This window comes from Paenibacillus sp. FSL R7-0198, from assembly GCF_038000415.1.
GTDB lineage: Bacteria > Bacillota > Bacilli > Paenibacillales > Paenibacillaceae > Paenibacillus.
Map to the genome: position 1 here is coordinate 1224066 of NZ_JBBOCB010000001.1, position 22535 is coordinate 1246600.

A 22535-nucleotide genomic window follows, 5' to 3' on the forward strand; every position below is an offset into this window, starting at 1 on the left:
AACGATCGCAGTTTCAACTTGGATTGATTTATTCTACGGAAGCGTTTGCTTCCTCCTGCACCTTTTGCAGCTCTTCTGCCATTTTCTCTGGCGTCGTCTGCCCACCAATCAACTTCTGGATTTGCAGATTGCTGATCTCTGTCGTCACATCGGCCTGAACGAGTGCATCAAATGCCGGGAACGATGTCTTGGACGCATTAAGCACAGCCACAATTTCTTTCATCAGATCATCGGTAATACTGTCGGTCAGCACTTTCTCATCCAGCTTCATCGCAGGCAACACACCATCTTCCACAAGGCCACGGACCTGCATATCTTCATTGTAGAAATTTTTGATAAAAGCTTTCACTGCTTCCAGCTTCTGCGGGTCATCCGCCACTGCTGCCGAGAAACCGTATCCATTGTTCACATCCCGCATCAAAGACGTCTGATCGCCTGCGCCGTTCTCTACCGGAGGCATATTGAAGAATCCAACCTTGCCAATGAGCGATTCACCGCTCTGACCTTCCTTGAATACAGATGATTTCCATGTTCCGTCATACATCAACACCGCTTCTCCGCTCGTAAATTGCGTGGTATATTCGGCATACTCAAAGCCCAGTTCACCTTTTTTGAAATAACCCTTATCGACCCATTCCTTATGTTTGGCAAATCCTTGGACCACACCCGGATCGGTCCATTTCGCTTCACCTGTTGCAAACTTTGCGGTAATCTCCGGTCCGGCATACCGGGACCACAGGTGGTTGGTTAACATAAGCGGCACCCAGCCCGCCTTGGATGCGGAAGCAAGCGGCACTTTGCCATCGGCCTTGATCTCGGCCAGTATATTGTCCAGTTCAGCCATGGTGGTTGGAGCTTTCCATCCTTTTTGTTCGAAGTACTCTTTATTATAGAAAAAACCTTCGCCCGAACCGCCAATCGGCAGTCCATATACTTTGCCTTCATACGTAAACGGTTCAAGGGATGTAAACTGGTCTTGAATGCCCAGCTCTTGCAGGATTGGGGTCAGATCAAGCAGCATACCTTCCTTGGCATAAACTTTGGAATCCGGGCTACCGAACAGTTCAAATATATCCGGCGGGTTACCTGCCGCCATCTCTCCGCGAAGCTTTTCCTTACGATTCACATCAGATTCGACGCCATCCAGCGTAAAGGTCAGATTGGGTACCTCTCCCTCCACTTTGTCCACAACATCCTGCAGAATGGCCAGTCTTTTCTGTTTGTCGGCCCCCACCTGTGTGTGACGGAGAAGCATCTCAACCGGTTCCTTACTTGTTTCCTCCACAGGTGTGTTGCCTGCGCCTTGCTGTGGCTCGTTACTTGAGCTTGCACATCCCGCCAAAGTCCATGAAGTGATAAGCAATAATGAAAGTAGTAATGTCATTCTTTTTTTCATCTGGTTGACCCTCCTCAAGATATTGAGCATTTGGCTTTACACTCTGATTATAAAAAGCCGGAGCTTACATCGTAAGGATGACAATTCATCAATGGAGGGATAAAATCCTTCACTGGACCCATAATCTCTCTTGCCATATGTTGAGGAGCAACAAAAACAGTCCCTGCGAAGTAGGTTCGCAAGGACTGCTTGGTTGGTCATTGGTACGTTATATTTAAAGGTTAGATTACTTACCTGAACAAGCCACGCCAGCCGTTTCCTGGCTACCTTGTTCGATCAGGCGATACGCCCGTTCCACTTCTTCTTCAGTTGGTGAAGGAACTCCATCCAGTGGATATACTTTACCGAGCGCTTCCCATTTGTAGATCCCCATCTGATGGTATGGAAGAATTTCGAACTTCTCGACGCCATTTAATGTTCCAATAAACCGTCCGAGGTTAAGCAGATCCTCTTCCTCGTTATGAATGCCAGGCACATACACGTGACGTATCCACATTTTCCGACCTTGCTCCGATAACCATTTGGCCGTTTTCAACGTTCTCTCGTTGGATTTGCCTGTCAGCTTGATATGTTTCTCGTCATCAATATGTTTGAGGTCCAACAGAACCAGGTCTGTGTGATCCAGCAGATCGTGAATCCGATCCGGCTCGTTAAACCCGTTGCTGTCCAGTGTCGTATGCAATCCCCAGCGGCGCTTCACTTCTTTGAAGATCTCGGCTACAAAGTGAGCCTGTAACGTTGGTTCTCCGCCAGATATCGTGAGTCCGCCTCCAGAGCTGCGGTAGTAGGATAGGTACGGCTCAATTTCAGCCAATACCTCCTCTAGCGTCATTTCTTTTCCGCCATCCAGCGCCCATGTATCCGGGTTGTGGCAATACTGACATTTGAGTAGACATCCTTGCATAAAAAGCACAAAGCGGATGCCTGGGCCGTCAACCGTCCCGAAAGTTTCGAGTGAATGAATATGTCCGTTAACCATGCTGCCTCTTCCTTTCTGTATCCGCATCCGCTGTGCGTTTAATATGATTTGGAATGCCTTGCTCTAGCGGTCTTCTACTTGCAAATTACTTACATCGAGCCATGGAACGTACGGTTGATGACATCCAACTGTTGTTCACGAGTCAGTTTAATGAAGTTAACCGCATATCCAGAAACCCGTACAGTCAGTTGCGGATAGTTTTCCGGGTGATCCATCGCATCAATCAATTGCTGACGATCAAATACGTTAACGTTCAGGTGATGAGCGTTTTGACCGAAGTAACCATCCATCATCGCAGTCAGATTGGATTTACGTGTATTCTCCTCTTTACCCAATGCTTTTGGCACGATGGAGAAGGTATTGGAAATCCCGTCAAGACTGTGTTCATAAGGCAATTTGGCTACAGATCCAAGGGATGCCAGTGCACCTTTTTTGTCACGACCATGCATTGGGTTCGCACCTGGAGCAAATGGTTCACCTGCTTTACGACCATCCGGTGTAGTCCCTGTTTTCTTACCGTATACCACGTTGGAAGTGATCGTCAGAACGGATTGTGTTGGCACTGCGTTACGGTAAGCTTTGTGCTTGCGAATCATGCCCATGAAGTTCTCGACCAGTTCAACAGCAATGCTGTCTACGCTGTCTTCATTGTTACCGTAACAAGGGAAGTCTCCTTCGATTTCAAAATCAACAGCGATGCCTTGTTCGTTACGAATTGGTTTTACTTTGGCATATTTGATCGCACTCAGTGAATCTGCTGTAACCGAGAGACCAGCGATACCACAAGCCATCGTACGTACAATGTCACGGTCATGCAATGCCATCTCGATACGCTCATAGCTGTATTTATCGTGCATGTAGTGAATGACGTTGAGGGTGTTCATATACAGTTTCGCCAGCCACTCCATCATTGGTTTGAAACGTTTCATAACCTCATTGTAATCCAGTACTTCGCTAGTGATTGCAGGATACTCAGGTCCAACTTGTGCTCCGGATTTCTCATCACGACCACCGTTGATCGCATACAGGAGAGCTTTTGCCAGGTTGGCACGAGCGCCGAAGAATTGCATTTGTTTCCCGATCTTCATCGCCGATACACAGCAAGCAATACCGTAATCGTCACCATAGATCGGACGCATCAGATCATCATTTTCATATTGAATTGAGCTGGTTTCAATGGAAACTTTACTGCAATAATCTTTGAAAGCTTCTGGAAGTTTCGTGGACCAGAGAACAGTCAGGTTCGGTTCTGGTGCAGGTCCCAGGTTGTGCAGTGTATGCAGGAAACGGAAGCTGTTTTTGGTTACGCGTGTTTCACCATTCACGGACATACCACCGATGGACTCCGTCACCCATGTTGGATCTCCACTGAACAGTTCGTTGTAATCCGGTGTACGCAGGAATTTGACAATCCGCAGTTTCATTACAAAATGGTCAACCAATTCCTGAGCCTGTTCTTCTGACAGAATGCCTTCTTGCAAGTCACGTTCAATGTAGATATCCAGGAAAGAAGATACACGTCCCAGGGACATCGCAGCACCGTTCTGTTCTTTGATTGCAGCGAGATAACCGAAGTACAACCATTGGAATGCTTCTTTTGCTGTTGTCGCTGGCAAGGAAATATCGAACCCGTGCATATCGCCCAATTGTTTCAATTCTTGCAATGCACGAATCTGTTCAGACAATTCTTCCCGCAGACGAATGACATCTTCATCAATAACATCAACTTCAAGTGCGTTCAATTCGCCTTTTTTGTTACGAATCAGGAAGTCTACCCCGTACAAAGCTACACGACGATAGTCACCGATGATCCGGCCACGGCCATACGCATCTGGAAGACCTGTAATAATCCCTGCTTTACGCGCTGCACGCATATCGGAAGTATAAGCATCGAATACACCTTGGTTATGAGTTTTGCGAATGTTCGTAAATATATCAATGACGCCTTGAGGCAATTCGAAGCCGTATGCTTCACATGCATCAATCATCATCCGGATTCCGCCTGTTGGTTGAATGGAACGTTTGAACGGAGCATCGGTCTGAACGCCGACAATCTGCTCTTTGGATTGATCCAGATAACCGGGTTGGTGAGAAACAATAGTCGCTGGTGTGTTCACATCAACGTCAAGGACACCGCCGTTATCCCGTTCTTTTTTGGTCAGATCAGATACGATATCCCACAATTCTTTGGTATTCTGGGTTGCACCTGCGAGAAATGCTTCATCGCCGTAATACGGAGACAAGTTGTGTGCCAGAAAATCATTCACATCTACGGATTTGGTCCATGTTCCTTTGGTAAAGTTTCTCCAGCCTGTTTGTTGTTTGACATCTTTTTCAATCACCGACATCTTAATCCCTCCACTAATTTGGATTTCTGGACACATAACATCTTGCTTCATTCGTAGCATTGTGTGCCCAGAGCCGCGATAAATGTGAATTGTTTCACATAAACCGGAACATGTTCTCTCTACTTGGGAACCGGAACCGCGGGATGAATGTTTTTCTTACATTTTCAGTATACGACTTGGGGCTTTCATCATCTGTGATTTTTGTCACAAAGTCAGTGAACTAACTCACTCCACCTGCGCTGTGTCCCATTGAACCCGGTAAATTCACACTTAGCCACTGCGCGGGCAGAACAACTTCCGATCGCTGTTATCCCCGGATTTTTTCAATTTTATTTTTCAAAGGGGAAAATCCGGGGATAAAGGCGAACGCTCCGCTTCTTCAGTTTTTTCTGCCCTCTCCGTTATTGTGTGAACATCTGGCTCAAACGGCCACATCACGGATTCCGTGTAACCTCTTTAGAACCCTTTTGCTCCTCTATGCTCGGAGCAAACCAAATCTTAAAATAAACCCTGAAAAACAGATGCTCGCTCTTCTGTTTTTCTGCCCTCTTCGTTCTTGTGTGAACATCTGGCTCAAACAGCCACGTCACGGATTCCGTGTAACCTCTTTAAGAACCTTTGCTCCTCTATGCTCGGAGCAAAACAAAACTTAGAATAAATCCTGAAAAACAGATGCTTCGCTCTTCTGTTTTTCTGCCCTCTTCGTTCTTGTGTGAACATCTGGCTCAAACAGCCACGTCACGGATTCCGTGTAACCTCTTTAAGAACCTTTGCTCCTCCATGTTCGGAGCAAAACAAAGCTTAGAATAAACCCTGAAAAACAGATGCTCGCTCTTCTGTTTTTCTGCCCTTTTCTTTATTATGTGAAAGACGGCAATCGGGGCTCCCCTCTCGGGGAACCCTGATCTTCTTGCCGTAAGGCACGCTTCGTTCTAAATTTATTATTCAAACTTTCCGTAGAAAGCGTTGCGGTATACATCAGCCAGTTCAGTTACCAACGGTAACTTCGGATTGGCGGTTGTACATTGGTCTTCGAAGGCACGGTCAGCCAGATAATCCACATGTGCTTCAAAGTCTTTGGCATCAAATCCGATTTCCTGGAACGATTCTTCAATGCCCAATGTTTTGTTCAGTTTGCGAATCGCATTGATGAGACTGGTTACGCCTTCTTCTGTCGTACGAGCAGGCAATCCCAAGATGCGGGCGATTTCGGCATACCGCTCATCCGCTACAAAGTGCGAATATTTCGGGAACGATGCAAATTTGGTCGGTTTTTTCGCGTTGTAACGAATGACGTGTGGCATCAGGATTGCATTGGTGCGTCCGTGTGCGGTGTGATACTGACCGCCCCATTTGTGCGCCAAGCTGTGGTTAATACCCAGGAATGCGTTGGCAAACGCCATACCTGCAATCGTGGAAGCATTATGCATTTTCTCACGTGCCAGTTTGTCACCTTGCAGTGCAGATTGCTCCAGGTATTGGAACACCAGTTGGATTGCTTTGATCGCAAGTCCATCCGTGTAATCATTTGCCATGACAGACACATAAGCTTCAATCGCATGCGTCAGTACGTCCATACCTGTATCTGCAACGGCTGTTCTAGGCAGGGAGTATACAAACTCCGGATCAACAATCGCTACGTCTGGTGTCAGCTCATAGTCGGCCAATGGATATTTGGTGTTACCTTGATTTTTATCTGTGATAACCGCGAACGATGTCACTTCAGAACCTGTACCGGATGTGGTTGGGATCGCTACAAATTTCGCTTTTACGCCGAGACGTGGATATTTGTAGATCCGTTTGCGGATATCCATGAATTTCTGTTTCAAATCGTTGAAGTCCGTGTCTGGATATTCATAGAACAACCACATGGCTTTGGCAGCATCCATCGGTGATCCACCGCCGAGTGCAATAATGCAGTCCGGTTGGAAGCGGCGCATCATTTCGGTTCCGCGATCTACCGTTGTTGTCGATGGATCTGGCTCAACATCGGAGAATACTTCAATCGCTACTGGCATTTGGCGTTGACGCAGATAGTGTTCTACCTTTTCAACATATCCAAGTTTCACCATCATGGCATCCGTAATAATCGCCACACGTGTGATATCAGGCATTTTGGCAAGATACTGTGTTGCGCCTTTTTCGAAGTAGACTTTGTTCGGCACTTTGAACCATTGCATATTCACGGTACGGCGAGCCACCCTTTTCACATTGATTAAGTTCACAGCGGTTACGTTGGAAGAAGTCGAGTTACGTCCGTATGATCCGCATCCCAGTGTCAATGACGGCATGTTTGTGTTGTAGATATCCCCGATGGCACCGTGTGTGGATGGCGAGTTCACAATAATCCGTCCGGTTTGCAGACGATCTGCGAATTTGCCGATCACTTCTTCATTTGTGGAGTGGATAACCGAGGAGTGACCCATGCCGCCAAATGCAACCACTTCTGCTGCACGTTCAATTCCCTCTGCTGCCGTTTTAACTTTGTAACAAGCCAGTACCGGGCTTAATTTCTCAGCCGACAATGGGAATTTGGTACCTACCCCTTCAATCTCGGCCACGAGAATTTTGGTGCCTGCTGGAACTTCAATACCGCACAATTTCGCAATGCTTACCGCAGATTGACCAACAATCGCCGGGTTCACCGCACATTTCTCGGCATTAATCGCACCTGCTGTCAATTTTGCTGCTTCATCTTTGTTAACAAAGTAACAGCCATTCGCAATCATTTTTTTCTTCACTTGATCGAAGATCGGTTCTTCAATGATGACCGCTTGTTCGGAAGCACAGATCATGCCGTTATCGAAAGATTTGGACAGGATCAAATCCGTCACTGCCTGATTGATATCTGCGCTTTTCTCGATAAAGCAAGGAACGTTACCCGGTCCTACGCCCAGTGCAGGTTTACCACAGCTATACGCTGCACGTACCATACCTGATCCGCCTGTTGCCAGAATGAGAGCCACATCATTGTGATTCATCAGTTCGTTTGTACGATCCATGGAAGGATCATCAATCCACTGAATACAATCTGCTGGTGCACCATGTTTCACAGCAGCTTCCAGCAGGATTTTGGCAGCTTCCCGGCTACAATTCTGTGCAGATGGGTGGAAACCAAAGATGATTGGGTTACGCGTCTTGATGGAGATCAGTGCTTTAAACATCGTTGTTGATGTTGGATTGGTTACTGGTGTAATACCCATGATGATACCAACCGGCTCCGCAATTTTCTGGAAGCTCTCATATTCGTTATCTTCAATCACACCTACGGTTTTGTCATACTTAATGCTGTGGTACACATATTCTGTTGCAAATATATTTTTGGTGATTTTATCCTCATACACTCCGCGGCCTGTTTCTTCTACGGCCATCTTGGCGAGCATCATGTGTTTATCCAGACCCGCAAGCGCCATTGCTTGCACAATCCGGTCAATCTGCTTTTGGTCCATCTTCATGAATGCGGCGTGTGCTTTATTCGCTTTGTCGATTAACGTTTGAATATACTGACCTGCTGTCGGTTCTTTTGCTGGGGCGACTTCGTTCTTTACAGCCATCTCCCTCATCCTCCTAAAGGTTCGTATTAGTTTGTCTCTCTCGTTTACATTCACATCGTAACATGACAATAAACTTAATTATGTGATTTTTTTCACAAAGTATAACAAATTTAATTTAAGTTTTGTAGTGTCCTTCATACGACCATTTTCACTTCCTATTTAAAATATAGGGCTGTAAAATTCATCCTCTCCATTAAAAGTGAATTTTATCACAATGTTTGAAATTTCGTCATTTTTGCCCCCTTTCCTTCCCCCTCAAACGGTAAGATTAGGTATATACTGAACTTAAAAATTGAACCACCGCAATTTGTACCGTCCTTCCTCCCGGCCGAGATGACCCTGATCAGGACGGCAACGGTTTGCGGCGAACCTCGGAGGCTACTGCTTATTACAGAAGGTCGTCCGATGGACATAAAGGGGAGATAGACTTATGAGAGAACTAACCACTGTACTGGAAAAGCGCGGTAATACCAACTGTTTCTCGGAAGCAAATTTCAACCATCTGCTGGTTACCATGAAAGATAGAACCTATCCGGAAGGTACACATCTGTACTGGGAAGGCGACATCTCTGACAAACTTTATTATATGAAACGGGGTCGTGCCCAGATCACCAAATCCACGGATGAAGGCAAGGAACTGATCATGTACATGTATCAATCCGGTGATATGATTGGGCAGGCTGATCCCTTCTTTGGCTCTAAACACAGCTTCTCAGCGGAAGTGCTGGAGGATAGTGAGATTGGTGTACTGGAGCATAAAGACCTGGAGATGTTAATCTGCCAGCATTGTGACTTTGCGATCGACTTTATGAAATGGATGGGCATCCACCACCGGTTGACACAGACCAAATTCCGGGATCTCATGTTATACGGTAAACCGGGTGCACTCTGCTCCACCCTCATTCGGTTGTCGAATTCGTATGGTGAGCCTCATGGAGAGCATGTCATTATTCACAAAAAAATTACCCACACGGATCTGTCCAATATGATTGGAGCCACTCGTGAAAGTGTAAACCGCATGTTAAGCGACCTGCGTAAGAAAGATGCGATTGAATACGACAATGGCATGATTGTTATCAAAGATCTGAAGATGCTGCAAGGGATCTGTCACTGTGAACTTTGCCCGAACGAGATCTGTCGTATTTAATATTTGACTATGCTAATCGGATATTGCTTATATATTTAATGAATGAAAAAAAGCCCAGTTCTCTAAAAAGAGATTGGGCTTCTTGGTATGCTTAGGATGCATTGGTCAATTCAAGCTTTACCGCATCACGTGGATTCAATTTCATGTCCAGACCATTTTCCATTAATTCTTTGTCATTCACCATAATGACCCACCGCTCATTCATACGAGGTGTGACATTCTCGACCGAAACGACAAATTTGTTATTCTCCGACATTCTTACAATGCCGCTGGACTTCAACACATCACGAACTGTGCACTCTTGAACGTAGACGCCGGCATATTGACGATTAAGGGTTGGCATAATGTTTCCACCGCTAACCTTGAGTAACGTTGTCTGATATGCAACGCCATCCCCCCCACTGTCAGCGGCTTTAACGTAAATGATCACTTCATCTTTGGCATGAAGTTCCATGTCCCAATCTTCCTGTTCAATATCCTTGCCATTCAATTTGACAGCCCAGCTAAGCGAAGAATCCAGAGAAACTTCACCGACGGATTGAATCCGTTTACCATCTGCCGTAAAATCTACCAGTCCGCTATTGAGTAATGCTTTTTTGAGTGTCAAACCCTCACTAAAATCTCGCTTAATGGACTTTGTGGCATCAGGCAAAAACGTACTGCCATCTACAGCCACTGTGATCGTATTCGCTGTTTCTGTCTCTTTGACAATTGGCTGCTCAGAAGGCTGTGTCTCACTACAACCAGCCAAGATCGCCAGTAGGAGCATACATACACCTATGTAACCGGGGATTTTCTTCATCATGTAGGTAACACCACCCTGCGTAAAATCATTCACCCTGTTGTCCATAACCTCTATTATGGCACAACTTTCGGCAAAAAAAAGTGTCAAAGCCGTTACTTTTTATAGGGTGTCCCCTCCAAATAGGGCTTCTACAAGAAAGAGAGCCTGCATACAGGCTCTCCAATCTAATTCATTTTTATGTTCTAATTGGTTACTTTATCACTGGACACTAGCCTGCATGTATGTCCGTCCTCCATCGCCATCTTTCAGATATGGATTAAGCCCGAAGAACTGCTCCTCAGATACGTATACCCCCGTCAGCAATCGCCCTTCAAGCAATCCACCGTCCACCTGCACGCAACATGAAGGTGCGTCTACATACTCCTGATACAACGGAATCTGCCCATATTGTTGATGGACCTTGAATACCTTACCTTGCTCATGCAAAGGCCGTTCCGAGAAATAGGTAGGCACAATATAACGGGCAATGACATCCAGTTCCTGCACGCTATAAAAGGGTTCATCACCAAGCCATGGTGCAAACATTCGAATCTTCTCATATTGAGACCAGACAACCGCCTGAATCAGCATTTCTGCCTGAACCAACCGACCTTCTCCCACATCCAGAACCAATCGCTTACCATGGATGGTTTCCTCCATCTGAGAAGTCGTTGAATCAGGTTGTCCCAGCTCACATCCGATACACTTCCAGCCCCTGGACGTTTGAATCCATTTTTGCAGCACCGCCGGAGCTAATCTCGGACCATCGCTGTTCACAGAATGCGTATTCACTTCGGCAAGATCATCCTTAACCGAACGGGAATATGCTGTGCGCTTAAACAACTCCGCAGCTTTTTTGTAAATCAGATGTACCTGAATGGATGCGCTCTCAAGTTCTGCAATATCTTTTTTGCCGTAGCGTACTTCACGGGATAAGCTTTCTTCTCTCATGACAAGTGGGCCTCCTTCGCTCCGGCCGTCTGTGGCCATTTTCTATAGATTATACTACAACTCATGACAACATGTGCATAGCCCAAGAGAAAAACGCCGATCCACGTTATACTTAAGACAAAAACCCCTGATTTCCACGGAAATCAGGAGTCTATGTCATTCATGCAACGAAAGTGGGTGATGTTTATACGTTAGTCAACCCACTTCTCAGCCCAGTCTTGAATTTGATTCATGACAGGCTGGAGCGCTCTACCTTTATCCGTCAGTTCATATTCAATACGAACCGGCGTCTCGGGATAGACGTGACGAACCAGAATACCTTCACTCTCCAGATCTTTCATCCGTTCGGACAACATCTTGTCACTCATGGACGGGATCAGATTGGAGATATCCTTGAATCGCTTCGAACCACTCATCAACGTTTGAATAATTAAACCATTCCAGCGTTTGCCCAAAAAAGAAAACGCCGTCTCAAAACGCGGACACATCCGCAAGTCTTGACCTTCCACATTAATCACCTCTTTAGAGATCACTCAAATCAACTTACATTTTGTTAGTATATTTCATAATAACATATTTAAGCTTCAAAGAAAACGCCTGCAACTAAAAAGTTTAAATTTTAGAAGCATAACATCCAAATGGATCATACATCCCAGTATACATTACACGCTGCGTCGTAACCATGGGAAATATCGTATAACTTCCCCATAGTACTATCTTACCCAAAAAGAACCCCACTGCCACAGTCATCATTGACTCGGAGAAGGGTTCCTTCGTATACATTATTCGTATAAGTTCACCTAAAGAATATTTACACTACCACTACGACGTCAGAACAACTTTCCGATCGCTGTTATCCCCAGATTTTTTTGATTCCTTTCTAAAGGGAAAATCCGGGGATAAAGGCGCACGCTCCGCTTCTTCAAGTTATTTCTGCCCTCTCCGTTATTGTGTAAAGGTTAATTGAAATTATATATATATATATCTTTCACGAAGCAATTAGTAAATTAAACCAGCACGCCACCAAATGGTCTTACAGGTTCGCTCTTGCCAAATTCCGGCTTAAAGCTGCGGGCAGGGTATGCCCATTTTACTGCGTTGCTGATCACTCTTAATATTTCCGGTTTGTAATAGGTCGGATACGTCTCATGACCTGGTCGGAAATAAAAGATTTTACCTTCACCACGCCGGAACGTACATCCGCTCCGGAATACTTCCCCACCCTGGAAGTTGCTTACAAACACCAGTTCATCCGGTACTGGAATATCGAAGAATTCACCGTACATCTCTTCTTTTTCCAATACAATCTTGCCCTCGATGCCATCCGCAATCGGATGAGATGGGTTAACACACCATACAATTTCCTGCTCGTCAGCTACACGCCATTTCAGATCGCAGCTGGTTCCCATCAGCGCTTTGAATGGTTTGGAGAAATGACCTGAATGGAGCACAATCATTCCCATCCCGTTCAGCACTCGCTGCGCAACCTTCTGTGAGATCTCATCGCTTACGCGATCATGTGCCATATGTCCCCACCATATGAGCACATCTGTGGAATTCAGCACTTCATCACTTAATCCGTGTTCAGGCTGATCCAGTGTAGCTGTACGAATAGCAAAGCCTTCGCCGCCAAGTCCGTCAGCCAGTGCTCGATGCAGACCATCCGGGTAGACTTCCCTTACTTCATCGTGAATTTTCTCATGGACAAATTCATTCCAAATGGTGACGTTGATCATATTCAATTTCCCCCTAGTGTAGCTCTAAACCCACCACATATCGCCCAGCGGTTCTTCAATCAATACTTGCTGGAGATTTTGCACGGCTTTAGAGAATCCTTCTTCAACCGACATCAGACCGTCTTCGTGCTCAATACTTACTACATAATCATATCCGACCAGACGCAAGGCACTCATAATATCTGCCCAAGTCTTGTTATCATGTCCATAACCAACCGAGCGGAACTGCCAAGCCCGATCCAGCATATTGGTATAGTCCTGCATATCCGTTACACCGTGTTTGTTCACGTTTACCGGATCAATCGTTGTATCTTTTGCATGGAAGTGATGGATGGCTCCTTCACGTCCCAGGATGTGAATTGCCTGAACCGGATCAATACCTTGCCACCACATGTGACTTGGGTCCAGATTGGCTCCGATCACTTCACCTGCTGCTTCACGCAGTCTCAGCAGGGTTGCTGGAGTATGAACGGAGAATCCGCCGTGCAGCTCCAATCCAACTTTTACGTTACGATCTGCTGCAAATTTACCCCACTCTGTCCAGTAAGGGATAACTTTGTTCTCCCACTGCCACTTCAGGATCTCCTGGAAGTCATTTGGCCATGGTGCAACAGGCCAGTTCGGATATTTGGCATCCTCATGGTCTCCCGGACAACCGGAGAATGTATTCACTACAGGTACTTCCAGCTTCTCAGCCAGTTCTACCGTTTTAACAAAATCATCGTGAAATCCTTTGGCAATATCCTTTTGCGGATGTAGCGGGTTACCGTGACAGCTCAGTGCACTGATCGTCAAACCACGTGATTCCACTGCATTTTTGAAGTTTTTCAATGCTGTAGGATTACTTAACAACTCATCTGGCTTACAATGTGCATTGCCTGGATGTCCGCCTGTTCCAATCTCTACTGCTTTTAATCCCTTGGATGCTACATAATCAAGAGCATCCTCCAATTTACGTCCTCCGAATAGTACCAAAAATACGCCGAGTTTCAAGTGCGATTCCTCCCTGGATTAGATATCGTATGATTGCTGAATTCATGAATATTGAACTGTATACAATTACCGTTCAGATCACATGCCTGTTTGATTAGTGTGGAAAATCGAGAGTGTTTCTATCCTGAAATTGAACGTAAGAATACTGGTTATTCTGCTTCACTCGCAAGAGCATCAAGCTTCGAACACTTTTTACTCAGACTAGTGGGATTCCACGGTTTCAATCTCAGTTTGAACTGTGCGAGTTACTGCAAAAGAATCATAGCTACTCTCCAGATGTACGTGCTTGCCTTCAAGTGAAGAACGCTGGAATGAATGCATGGCTTCCAGTACGTGATAAGCAAGCTTGCCACTGGCTTTGTGTTCCCGTCCGGCACGAATGGATTCAACCATTTCCGTTACGCCGATGCCTCGTTCGTTTTGTCCACTTTCGAAGACTGGTTTGACCGTCTCCCAAGTGTCTTGACCGTATCTGCGAACCTTCACTTCCCCGTTAAAATAGTTGGGGTCAGGTACACTAAGCGTACCTTCTGTACCATAGATTTCAATACGTGGTAGATCCGAAGCTCCGCGAATATCGAAACTGGTAATCATGGTTGCAATGGCACCTTCTGCAAAATCAATGGTTCCTGCCAAGTGGGTAGGCGTCTCTACTTGCAGCGCTGTACCTTCCTTCGGTCCGGAGCCAATCTTGCGATCTGCAATCTGTATGCCTGCCGAGGCGCTGATTCTGCGTATCGGTCCAAGCAACGTAATCAGAGCGGTCAGATAGTAAGGTCCCATATCAAACATCGGTCCGCCACCTGCAACATAAAAGAACTCCGGATTAGGATGCCAAGCTTCTGGTCCTCCACCCATGAAGAATGAAGTCGCTGCAACCGGCTTGCCAATCAGCCCATCCTCAATGGCTTTACGAGCTGTCTGTATGCCTGAACCAAGGAAGGTGTCCGGTGCAGAACCAACATACAATCCCTTTTCCTCAGCCAGCTCAACAACCTTGCGACCATCCTCAAGAGAAATTGCCAGCGGCTTCTCGGCATACACATGCTTGCCTGCTTCGAGTGCAGCCAGATCGGTCATGGCGTGACTTCCAGGAACCGTAAGGTTCAACACAAGTTCAATTTCGTTATTTTGCAGCAACTCATCTACATTGTAAACGTTTGCGATATTAAATTCATCTGCCCGTTCCTGAGCGCGTTCACGAATCAAATCCGCAACAGCCACGACTTCAATGACCGGGTTGTTTTTGAGATTTTCCAAGTAGATGGCGCTGATGTTACCACACCCGATGATGCCTGCTTTCATTTTCTCCACTGTGACGTTCATCTCCTTACGCATGGTGAAAATCTGCGTTTGAATGGTTGAGATACATATGTTTTGTTGGATGTTTCCTGTTCCTTAAATCTAATACTATGGTATTCCGTTTCAGCTTGAATTAAAATGAATAATATGATTGAAACATGAACTATCTGGTCATAATTTTCAAATTGCAAGGAGTATGCCCATGCCGACAGATTCTTCCTGCCAAGTTCTTACAGCAGGCTTTTCATTTCATCGTAAACCCTACGCTATGGTGCAGCCTGAAGGGGTGAAGAACTACCTGTTAAGACTGCAAACAGACGGACGTTGCCGCGCACGCATAGACGGAGACATGTCCCTGGTGGATGCGGGCGATCTGCTTCTTTTTGATCCTGACGAGCCTTATGAGCTGAGAATAGACAATGAAACCAATCCGATGGGAGAACGACTGGTGGAGAGTGGCGACTATCACATCTTCTTCAATGGTTCCTGGGTGGATGAGTGGTGGAAGCGTCACAAACGGCCGACCCGGATCAAAGTCGAACTGACGGAAAGCCTCTTGGTCCTGTTTCGACAGCTCGTACTGGAGCAGCGCCGCATCTCCAATCCTTATCCGGAAATTTCAAGTTATTATATGCGGATTTTATGTCTCGAAGTGGATCGTCTGCTCGCGGAGCATCCAACGATAACCAACACCAATTATGTGGCTTATGAGATCAAAAACTATATTGAAGAAAACGCTTCCTCTTTATTCAAGCTCGATGATGTGGCAACACATATTGGCATCAGTGTCTCACGGGGGGTTCATCTCTTCAAAGAAGCGTTTGGCAAAAGCATCATGCAATACACGCTTGACGTAAGGCTCAACATGGCCAGGGAACGGATTATTTTCAGTCCAATGACCCTGGAGCAAGTGTCTGAGTCTTCCGGCTTTAACAACTATACCTATTTCCATCGGGTATTCCGTTCCCGGTTCGGCATGTCCCCGAAGGAATTCCGCGTCATTCACCGGGAACAGATGTAAACATATTAGTATACGTAAGTTGAACTTATTTGCGCGCGGCTATGGCCTCGGATACAACCATCGCCAGATCTTCATTGCCAAACATGGACAACACGCCAAGTACCGTATCATCCGGGATCTCACCGGCTTCCTCCTTGGATACAATCAGCTTCTGCACCTGCTGCAAACGCTCGTTGCTCTGCTGATTCGGGTAGGCTTGCCGGTACATCTCTTCCGGGTCTAAACCATTATTGACACACCACTGGGCAAATACGAGGATCATCATCTCTTCTTCCTGTTTATAGGTTTCTACAACAGCTTCCTCGATCTGTTTATTACGTTCCTTTTCATATTCATCCATGACTTGAATTCCTCCGTATGTGTATTCTGCAATTATTTGCGAATCAATTGTTCCGCCAGTTCATGACTGTCCATGACATGACTTGCACTGATCAGGCAATCATCAGGTGAGTTTAGACAAGCCAGGAAATTGTCCACTGCTCCGCTAAAACCTCTGCGTGCTAACACGGTGTCCCAACTCCCGAACGTTTCTTTGGTTTCCGGACTCCCCTGTTCCATGTAGCTGATCGTGTCCATGTTCACCACTTCAACAGATCGTCCACCACCATGCAATTCGATCTTCTCCAGATCTGCCCCAGCTTCACGCACCATATCGAATCGACCGTAGGCTGTTCTGCCCAGCTTGGCCGTTCCGGTTGCATGCAGCAGTCTGTCCAGATCATTCTTCCGAATCCATTGATGAAGCAACTCCACATTATGATCCGAGTACCACAACATCAGATCCAGCATATGGATGAGATCATCATAGATGGTTTCTGCCGCAGGACGATCCTGTATGCCTGTACGATGTTTGGTCACTGTCAAGGATTCAAAACCTTTTCCACCCTGCATCCATTCTTTGGCTTTTTGGTACATCGGTGCGAATCTGCGGTTGAAGCCCACTGCCAGTAGCAGACCTTGTGCCTCGGCAAAAGCAGTCATCTCTTCCGACTCCCGAATCGTATAGGATAACGGTTTGTCTACGTACACGGCTAATCCCTGTTCCAGACATTGCATGACAATGTCAAAGTGCGCTTCCGTTGCTGTATGTACAAACACCGCATCCAGATCCCAGGACAACAGTTCTTTCAGATCCGTTGTTCCCCGTTCTAATCGATACGCCTCCTGAACGGCTTTGACCGGTTCCGGAGATCGGTTCATAATGCCTACAATCTCCACGTTCGGATGAGCTGTTAACAGCGGCAAATATACTTTACGTGCAATATCGCCCAGGCCGATAATTGCAACTCGTTTACGTTGGGTTGTTTCCATGATGATCATTCCACCTTCAGTTCGGTTCTATATTTCCACGTCCTATAGTGTAACTCTTCGGACAGCAACTTGCCAGTGATTGCAGCAGACTTCGCACGAATTGTTCAGACAATGGGCGAACGTGGTAAACTTAGGAGGAACAGCAGTACAGATCGGGACACGACTAGACCTGCCTGATCTGAAAGGAGCGTTTGGGATTTTGCGAAAATGGTTATGGCTTCTGTTATATGTTTTACTTGCAGGAGTCACGTTTATTTACAGATATGAACTGCTGGCCTGGACCGATCTCCATCAGTCCATCCCGCTATTACTCGCCATGGCAACATTGTTTGCTCTTGTGCCAGTAATTCCTTATAAGTTTGTTATTATCGCCTTTGGTTACAGTTACGGTACTACCACGGCAGCCTGGATATGCTGGCTTGGCACCACACTTGCAGCCATGCTCGTTTATGGCGGAGCAAGAACCATTTTCAGACATCAGGCGAGATCGTACCTCGAACGCATTCGGGGTCTGAACCGTTTTACCACATGGATGGAAGCACATCCGTTCATGGGCGTCATGTCGATGCGACTGTTACCGATCGTGCCTCAGATGGCCGTTAATATTTACGCAGGTATAACTTACACGCCATTCTGGGTCTTCATGGTTGCCACCGCCATTGGGAAAATGCCAGCGATTTTTGTATTTGCCTACGCAGGTGCACAAGCTGAAACCTCAATCTGGCTGAGCCTGGCCATCCTTGCCGGATATCTGGTGTTCATGGCCATTGTTTTGCTCTTATTTCGCTTTCGGTCACGCAACAAAGCCTGAATTCAGAATTCGCAAACCGTTCAGATTCAGCTTGTTTTCATTCCGGCTTGGTTGGCTTGCCAATTCAGGATATAATAGAAGAGCAAGCCTAATGCTTGTGTAACAAGTTTAATAAAACGGTAGATTGCTGGAGCTCGAACACGAGCGCTAAATCTTCATCAGAAATGGAGTGACTATAGCATGGAACAACATTCAAGTGAGTTAGCAACTTTTGCAGGCGGATGCTTCTGGTGTATGGTATCCCCCTTTGAAGAACTGCCCGGTATTCATAAGATCGTATCGGGTTATACAGGAGGACATACCGAGAATCCAACATATGAAGAGGTCTGCTCGGAGACAACAGGACATGTAGAGGCTGTACAAATTACGTTCGACCCTGCCATCTTCCCTTATAAGAAACTGGTTGAACTGTTCTGGCAGCAGATTGATCCTACGGATACAGGCGGACAATTCCATGACCGTGGATCTTCCTATCAGACGGCCATCTTCTATCACAGCGAAGAACAGCGCCAGATTGCAGAAGCTTCCAAAGCGGAGCTGGGACAAAGTGGACGTTTTGACAAACCAATCTTCACACCCATTTTGCCAGCCAAACCGTTCTATGAAGCGGAAGAACATCACCAAAATTATCACCGGAAGAACCCTGCGCACTATAAACGCTACAGCAAAGGTTCTGGACGCGTAGACTTTATCGAACGCAACTGGTCCGGTAACGTGGATAAAGACGGGCTGAAAGAGCGTTTGACGCCGCTTCAATATGAAGTTACGCAGAACAGCGCGACCGAGCCTGCATTCCATAACGAATTCTGGGATCACCACGGTGATGGTATCTATGTGGACATCGTATCTGGCGAGCCATTGTTCAGTTCTACCGACAAATACGATTCCGGCTGCGGCTGGCCGAGCTTCACACGTCCATTACGTGACCACAACGTGAAGGAAAAAACCGATCTCAGCCATTTCATGATTCGTACCGAAGTGAGAAGTCGTGAGGGTGATTCCCATCTGGGTCACCTCTTCAACGATGGTCCTGCCGAAGCAGGTGGAATGCGTTATTGCATCAACTCTGCGGCACTTCGTTTTGTACCCAAAGAAGACTTGCAAAAAGAAGGATACGGTGAGTACGCCGTCCTTTTTCAATAAGTTATAATACAGATACAAAAAGAGCAGTGGGATGATCCCGCTGCTTTTTTTGTTGTACATTTTTGTTTTTAATAGACGAACTATTGTTACACGAGAATGCATGGATTAGGTTTGGCTCGAAGAGATTTTCGAATTCAATTGGCTGGCAGAAGCCGTCTGATGATTGTGAAATTGAATTCGCATCGCTGGAACAATACCCAGCATCATCACGGTAACCGAAATGGCGTAGACGATATAAATGGATGTGCTGTTCATCAGTACACCTGCCATGGAAGATCCCAGAAGCATGCTTCCTATGAATAGAGGTGTGATGGTGCCATTCACCCTCCCGATCAAGTGCTCATCTATCCGGGTGACCAAATACGTAGAGATGATGACGTTGATAAATGCCAAACTGATTGAACTCAAAAAGCTGATGACAAGAGTCAGCCAGAACCAACTGGATAACACTTCCCCCATCGTGGCTACAGCCAGACACAGCACACCTACGATTAGAGTTAAAGTCTGATTCAACTTGTCACTTACAGCAGCCGCAATACCTCCTCCAATCAATAAACCTATTCCAGATGCACCTGACAAAAACTGTAACGACGTTGCTTCAAGTCCCAGACGTTCGGTGATCAGAAATATTCCAAGTGGGCTGATGAGACCTGCAGAAAGCCCTATACAGATGAATACCAGACTAAGCATTTTCAACGAGCGAGATCGAGCAACATATTGCCAGCCCTCTTTGATATCCGCTAGTAATGAGGTATTTGTTTCCCGCTGAGTGGCGTCTTTAGGCAGAAATGTGAGTAGAAGCGCAGAGATGAGGAATAGAATGAGTAATGCGTACATGGATGCCTGAATTCCCATTGCAGTGTAGATAAAGGTTCCGACGATTGGTCCGAGAATTAAAAACAACGATTGACCACTCTGTGTAATAGCAATTGCAGACTGCAAATGTTCTCCCTTTACATTTCGCCTCACAATCTTTAGAGAAGATGGTTGAGAAAACTGGCTAACGATAGACGATACAAACGTGGCTACGTATAGAATCTGCCAATACCCGGAAGATAAAACGCCAATAATCATGACAATAGACAACGCACTCAGAATATCCCCCAGTATCATCGTACGTTTGGGATTCCAGCGATCAGCAAGTGCACCGCCTATGATGGAGAAAACAAAAATCGGGGCATATTCAAGTACGGTAATCAGCGAGACGGCTATTGGACTTCCCTGAGTTCGATCCATCACATAATAGAGGATCGCCATATTTCGGATCCATATCGCCAGATTTTGCAGCAGATCAGACCCTGTCACGATTAAAAAAGCTTTATTCCTGAACAATGTGTTCATTCTCCATCTCCTCTTTTAAACCGACTGTCCGGTTTATTAATATTTAAAAAGAAAAACTGACTGTTACATCAGCTTTTCATGGTTAACGTTGTTGAATGCCTGCCAGCAGACCGGCCATGCCTTTGTGGTAAATACGACGAATATCCGTCAGGTCCTTCTCGTAATAGAGTGTGGTCAATCCGCTAAACAGACCGTAGATAATATGCATTACATCCTGTGGGTCATCCTGTTTTAATTCCCCATCCTCCATGCCTTTAGTAATAATGGACTCATATGTCGCATACGGAATACGGATCAGGGAAAGCATCTCATCAAGCATCTCCTGGCTGACGACCTGACCCGAGACAAACTCGTTAATGGCGTGATTCAGCGGGTTAGCCAAATCATCTACATAATGGTCAGCAAGTCCGTACAGTTTGTCTATGGCAGTCTTATACCCGGATTCTTTGTCCAGCCAAGCATCCATCCAATCTTCATTGTTAAGCTTGATTAGATACATGAATAACTCTTCTTTGCTTTTGAAATGATAATAGATGCTGCCTTTACTCCGATTGTTAATCGTACATATGTCTTCCATGGAAGTTGCACTATATCCCTTTTGAGCAAACAGTTCCTTGGTATTACGCGCAATGTCTTTCTTTATCTGGGCAACGTCTTTTCTTCGTTTGACTTCGATTGGAAAAACCCCCATAAACTAAACCGACTATTCGGTCTAATAGTATCACAGCACAAATACCCCGTCAATTCAATTTGCACAGGCACCCTCTCGTTTTCTACTTCAAAAGATGTTCAAGAGAGTGCCTGGCTAAAATTCAGGAAAGGAGTTGTCACATCATACTTACGATCCAACCGATCCAATACGCAAATGGAATTAATAACAACTGTGCCAACAGAGTACCAAACAAACGGGATACGAGCATGCAGCCATAGATCTGATTCATGCGATCCAAACGGATCTCGCCACGTAATGATCGGTCACTGAGCAGAGAAATCCGCGGATCAATCAGGATGGTTAACAAAATAGTCGCTATTCCGTTAATTAGCCCGGTTGATTGGGATGCAGCTACAGCCTGCCCTGGGTAAAGATACGCTGCGTATAAGCTGGACAGGACACCTGTGGTATAGATTGCGGTTACCGCTACATTCAGCAGCATTAACCGTCTTGGCATCCCATGTTGTACCAATCGTTTGGCCATCTTCCAGGATGGCGGGGTGATGTAATACGTTGCATTTCTAATCTTGCTTCGCTTCAGCATACCGCGAACCATTGCTGGGATAGAACCGGCTGCTTCAAAATGTACAACCATTCTCGAAGACAGCTTCACCATGGTTGGAAAACACAATATGGCTAATGCCGTTCCAATCGTTGCCGCACCCATTAACCAGTGTAGCTGTGCCGCAAAGTGTGGATTGGCTCCACGTGTTGCAGTATCCACCAGATTACCTACCATTGGGCCCTGGGCCATATTCGAGGTTCTAGAAACCAGCAGCAAGATACCCGCCAAAGAAATGGCCAGCGCAATTCTGCGGGTGCGAAGCCCTCCAAGACGCAGCGCGTATGACAAGCTGTCTGCGGCATGAATCAGCATGGTGAACAGCATAGGAATTGCCAGGCTAAGACTAAACATATGTATGTACTCCTTTATATTCCTGTTATTGAACTTATTTCTTTCATGGACAGCATTATACTCCTCTGGCTTGCAAAAGTATAGGAACGA

The 22535-nt window shown here is 46.0% G+C and carries 19 protein-coding genes; 4 read left to right on the forward strand and 15 right to left on the reverse strand.

Annotated features, from left to right (window positions below; translation table 11 throughout):
• Positions 1 to 28: 28 nt before the first annotated feature.
• From MKY87_RS05195 to adhE, 4 genes are all read right to left on the reverse strand, one after another.
• Entirely contained in the window at positions 29 to 1396 is a 1368-nt protein-coding gene (locus MKY87_RS05195) for an ABC transporter substrate-binding protein (protein WP_076215708.1), read from the reverse strand.
• 226 nt (positions 1397 to 1622) lie between these two features.
• Entirely contained in the window at positions 1623 to 2375 is a 753-nt protein-coding gene (pflA, locus tag MKY87_RS05200; protein WP_340963209.1) for a pyruvate formate-lyase-activating protein, read from the reverse strand.
• An 89-nt stretch (positions 2376 to 2464) separates the two neighbouring features.
• On the reverse strand, positions 2465 to 4723 hold the full coding sequence (gene pflB, locus MKY87_RS05205; RefSeq protein WP_340963211.1) for a formate C-acetyltransferase: 2259 nt from the start codon (positions 4721 to 4723) through the stop codon (positions 2465 to 2467).
• Between the two features lie 941 nt (positions 4724 to 5664).
• Positions 5665 to 8277, reverse strand: coding sequence for a bifunctional acetaldehyde-CoA/alcohol dehydrogenase (gene adhE / locus MKY87_RS05210; protein WP_074095716.1), 2613 nt, complete (start codon positions 8275 to 8277; stop codon positions 5665 to 5667).
• A gap of 430 nt (positions 8278 to 8707) precedes the next feature.
• Between adhE and MKY87_RS05215 the strand changes: the two genes are divergently transcribed.
• Positions 8708 to 9424, forward strand: coding sequence for a Crp/Fnr family transcriptional regulator (locus MKY87_RS05215; protein ID WP_076333276.1), 717 nt, complete (start codon positions 8708 to 8710; stop codon positions 9422 to 9424).
• A 91-nt stretch (positions 9425 to 9515) separates the two neighbouring features.
• Here MKY87_RS05215 and MKY87_RS05220 read toward each other — a convergent pair whose 3' ends face one another.
• The 6 genes from MKY87_RS05220 to MKY87_RS05245 all read right to left on the reverse strand — a co-directional run bounded on the left by MKY87_RS05220 (position 9516) and on the right by MKY87_RS05245 (position 15202).
• Positions 9516 to 10229, reverse strand: coding sequence for a hypothetical protein (locus MKY87_RS05220; protein WP_133385433.1), 714 nt, complete (start codon positions 10227 to 10229; stop codon positions 9516 to 9518).
• 198 nt (positions 10230 to 10427) lie between these two features.
• Positions 10428 to 11159 carry a hypothetical protein gene (locus MKY87_RS05225; RefSeq protein WP_253501636.1) on the reverse strand — a complete coding sequence of 244 codons (732 nt, stop codon included), beginning with the start codon at positions 11157 to 11159 and terminating at the stop codon, positions 10428 to 10430.
• Between the two features lie 191 nt (positions 11160 to 11350).
• Positions 11351 to 11647: a winged helix-turn-helix transcriptional regulator gene (locus tag MKY87_RS05230; RefSeq protein ID WP_076333333.1), complete on the reverse strand. Its 297-nt coding sequence runs from the start codon at positions 11645 to 11647 to the stop codon at positions 11351 to 11353.
• A 519-nt stretch (positions 11648 to 12166) separates the two neighbouring features.
• The gene (locus MKY87_RS05235; RefSeq protein ID WP_017687549.1) at positions 12167 to 12895 is read right to left on the reverse strand and encodes a ThuA domain-containing protein; all 729 of its coding nucleotides are present in this window, start codon (positions 12893 to 12895) and stop codon (positions 12167 to 12169) included.
• Positions 12896 to 12919: 24 nt separating this feature from the next.
• The gene (locus tag MKY87_RS05240; protein WP_036674961.1) at positions 12920 to 13888 is read right to left on the reverse strand and encodes a sugar phosphate isomerase/epimerase family protein; all 969 of its coding nucleotides are present in this window, start codon (positions 13886 to 13888) and stop codon (positions 12920 to 12922) included.
• Between the two features lie 201 nt (positions 13889 to 14089).
• Positions 14090 to 15202 carry a Gfo/Idh/MocA family protein gene (locus tag MKY87_RS05245; protein WP_091028759.1) on the reverse strand — a complete coding sequence of 371 codons (1113 nt, stop codon included), beginning with the start codon at positions 15200 to 15202 and terminating at the stop codon, positions 14090 to 14092.
• Positions 15203 to 15392: 190 nt separating this feature from the next.
• Between MKY87_RS05245 and MKY87_RS05250 the strand changes: the two genes are divergently transcribed.
• The gene (locus tag MKY87_RS05250) at positions 15393 to 16211 is read left to right on the forward strand and encodes an AraC family transcriptional regulator (RefSeq protein ID WP_133385436.1); all 819 of its coding nucleotides are present in this window, start codon (positions 15393 to 15395) and stop codon (positions 16209 to 16211) included.
• A 25-nt stretch (positions 16212 to 16236) separates the two neighbouring features.
• Here the strand turns inward: MKY87_RS05250 and MKY87_RS05255 are convergent, their stop codons facing one another.
• Both MKY87_RS05255 and MKY87_RS05260 read right to left on the reverse strand, forming a co-directional pair.
• A complete protein-coding gene (locus MKY87_RS05255; RefSeq protein WP_036614451.1) occupies positions 16237 to 16551 on the reverse strand; it encodes a hypothetical protein in 315 nt (104 codons plus the stop codon).
• Between the two features lie 32 nt (positions 16552 to 16583).
• Positions 16584 to 17522: a Gfo/Idh/MocA family protein gene (locus MKY87_RS05260; RefSeq protein ID WP_340963215.1), complete on the reverse strand. Its 939-nt coding sequence runs from the start codon at positions 17520 to 17522 to the stop codon at positions 16584 to 16586.
• Between the two features lie 100 nt (positions 17523 to 17622).
• Between MKY87_RS05260 and MKY87_RS05265 the strand changes: the two genes are divergently transcribed.
• Complete coding sequence (locus MKY87_RS05265; RefSeq protein ID WP_340963218.1) at positions 17623 to 18333, forward strand: TVP38/TMEM64 family protein; 711 nt, start codon at positions 17623 to 17625, stop codon at positions 18331 to 18333.
• A gap of 180 nt (positions 18334 to 18513) precedes the next feature.
• Positions 18514 to 19476 carry a peptide-methionine (S)-S-oxide reductase MsrA gene (gene msrA, locus MKY87_RS05270; RefSeq protein ID WP_091028748.1) on the forward strand — a complete coding sequence of 321 codons (963 nt, stop codon included), beginning with the start codon at positions 18514 to 18516 and terminating at the stop codon, positions 19474 to 19476.
• Positions 19477 to 19581: 105 nt separating this feature from the next.
• Here the strand turns inward: msrA and MKY87_RS05275 are convergent, their stop codons facing one another.
• From MKY87_RS05275 to MKY87_RS05285, 3 genes are all read right to left on the reverse strand, one after another.
• Positions 19582 to 20817, reverse strand: a complete 1236-nt coding sequence (locus tag MKY87_RS05275; protein ID WP_340963221.1) for an MFS transporter — start codon at positions 20815 to 20817, stop codon at positions 19582 to 19584.
• A gap of 82 nt (positions 20818 to 20899) precedes the next feature.
• Entirely contained in the window at positions 20900 to 21508 is a 609-nt protein-coding gene (locus MKY87_RS05280) for a TetR/AcrR family transcriptional regulator (RefSeq protein WP_340963224.1), read from the reverse strand.
• Positions 21509 to 21644: 136 nt separating this feature from the next.
• A complete protein-coding gene (locus MKY87_RS05285; protein WP_076216967.1) occupies positions 21645 to 22445 on the reverse strand; it encodes a lipid II flippase Amj family protein in 801 nt (266 codons plus the stop codon).
• Positions 22446 to 22535 lie beyond the last annotated feature (90 nt).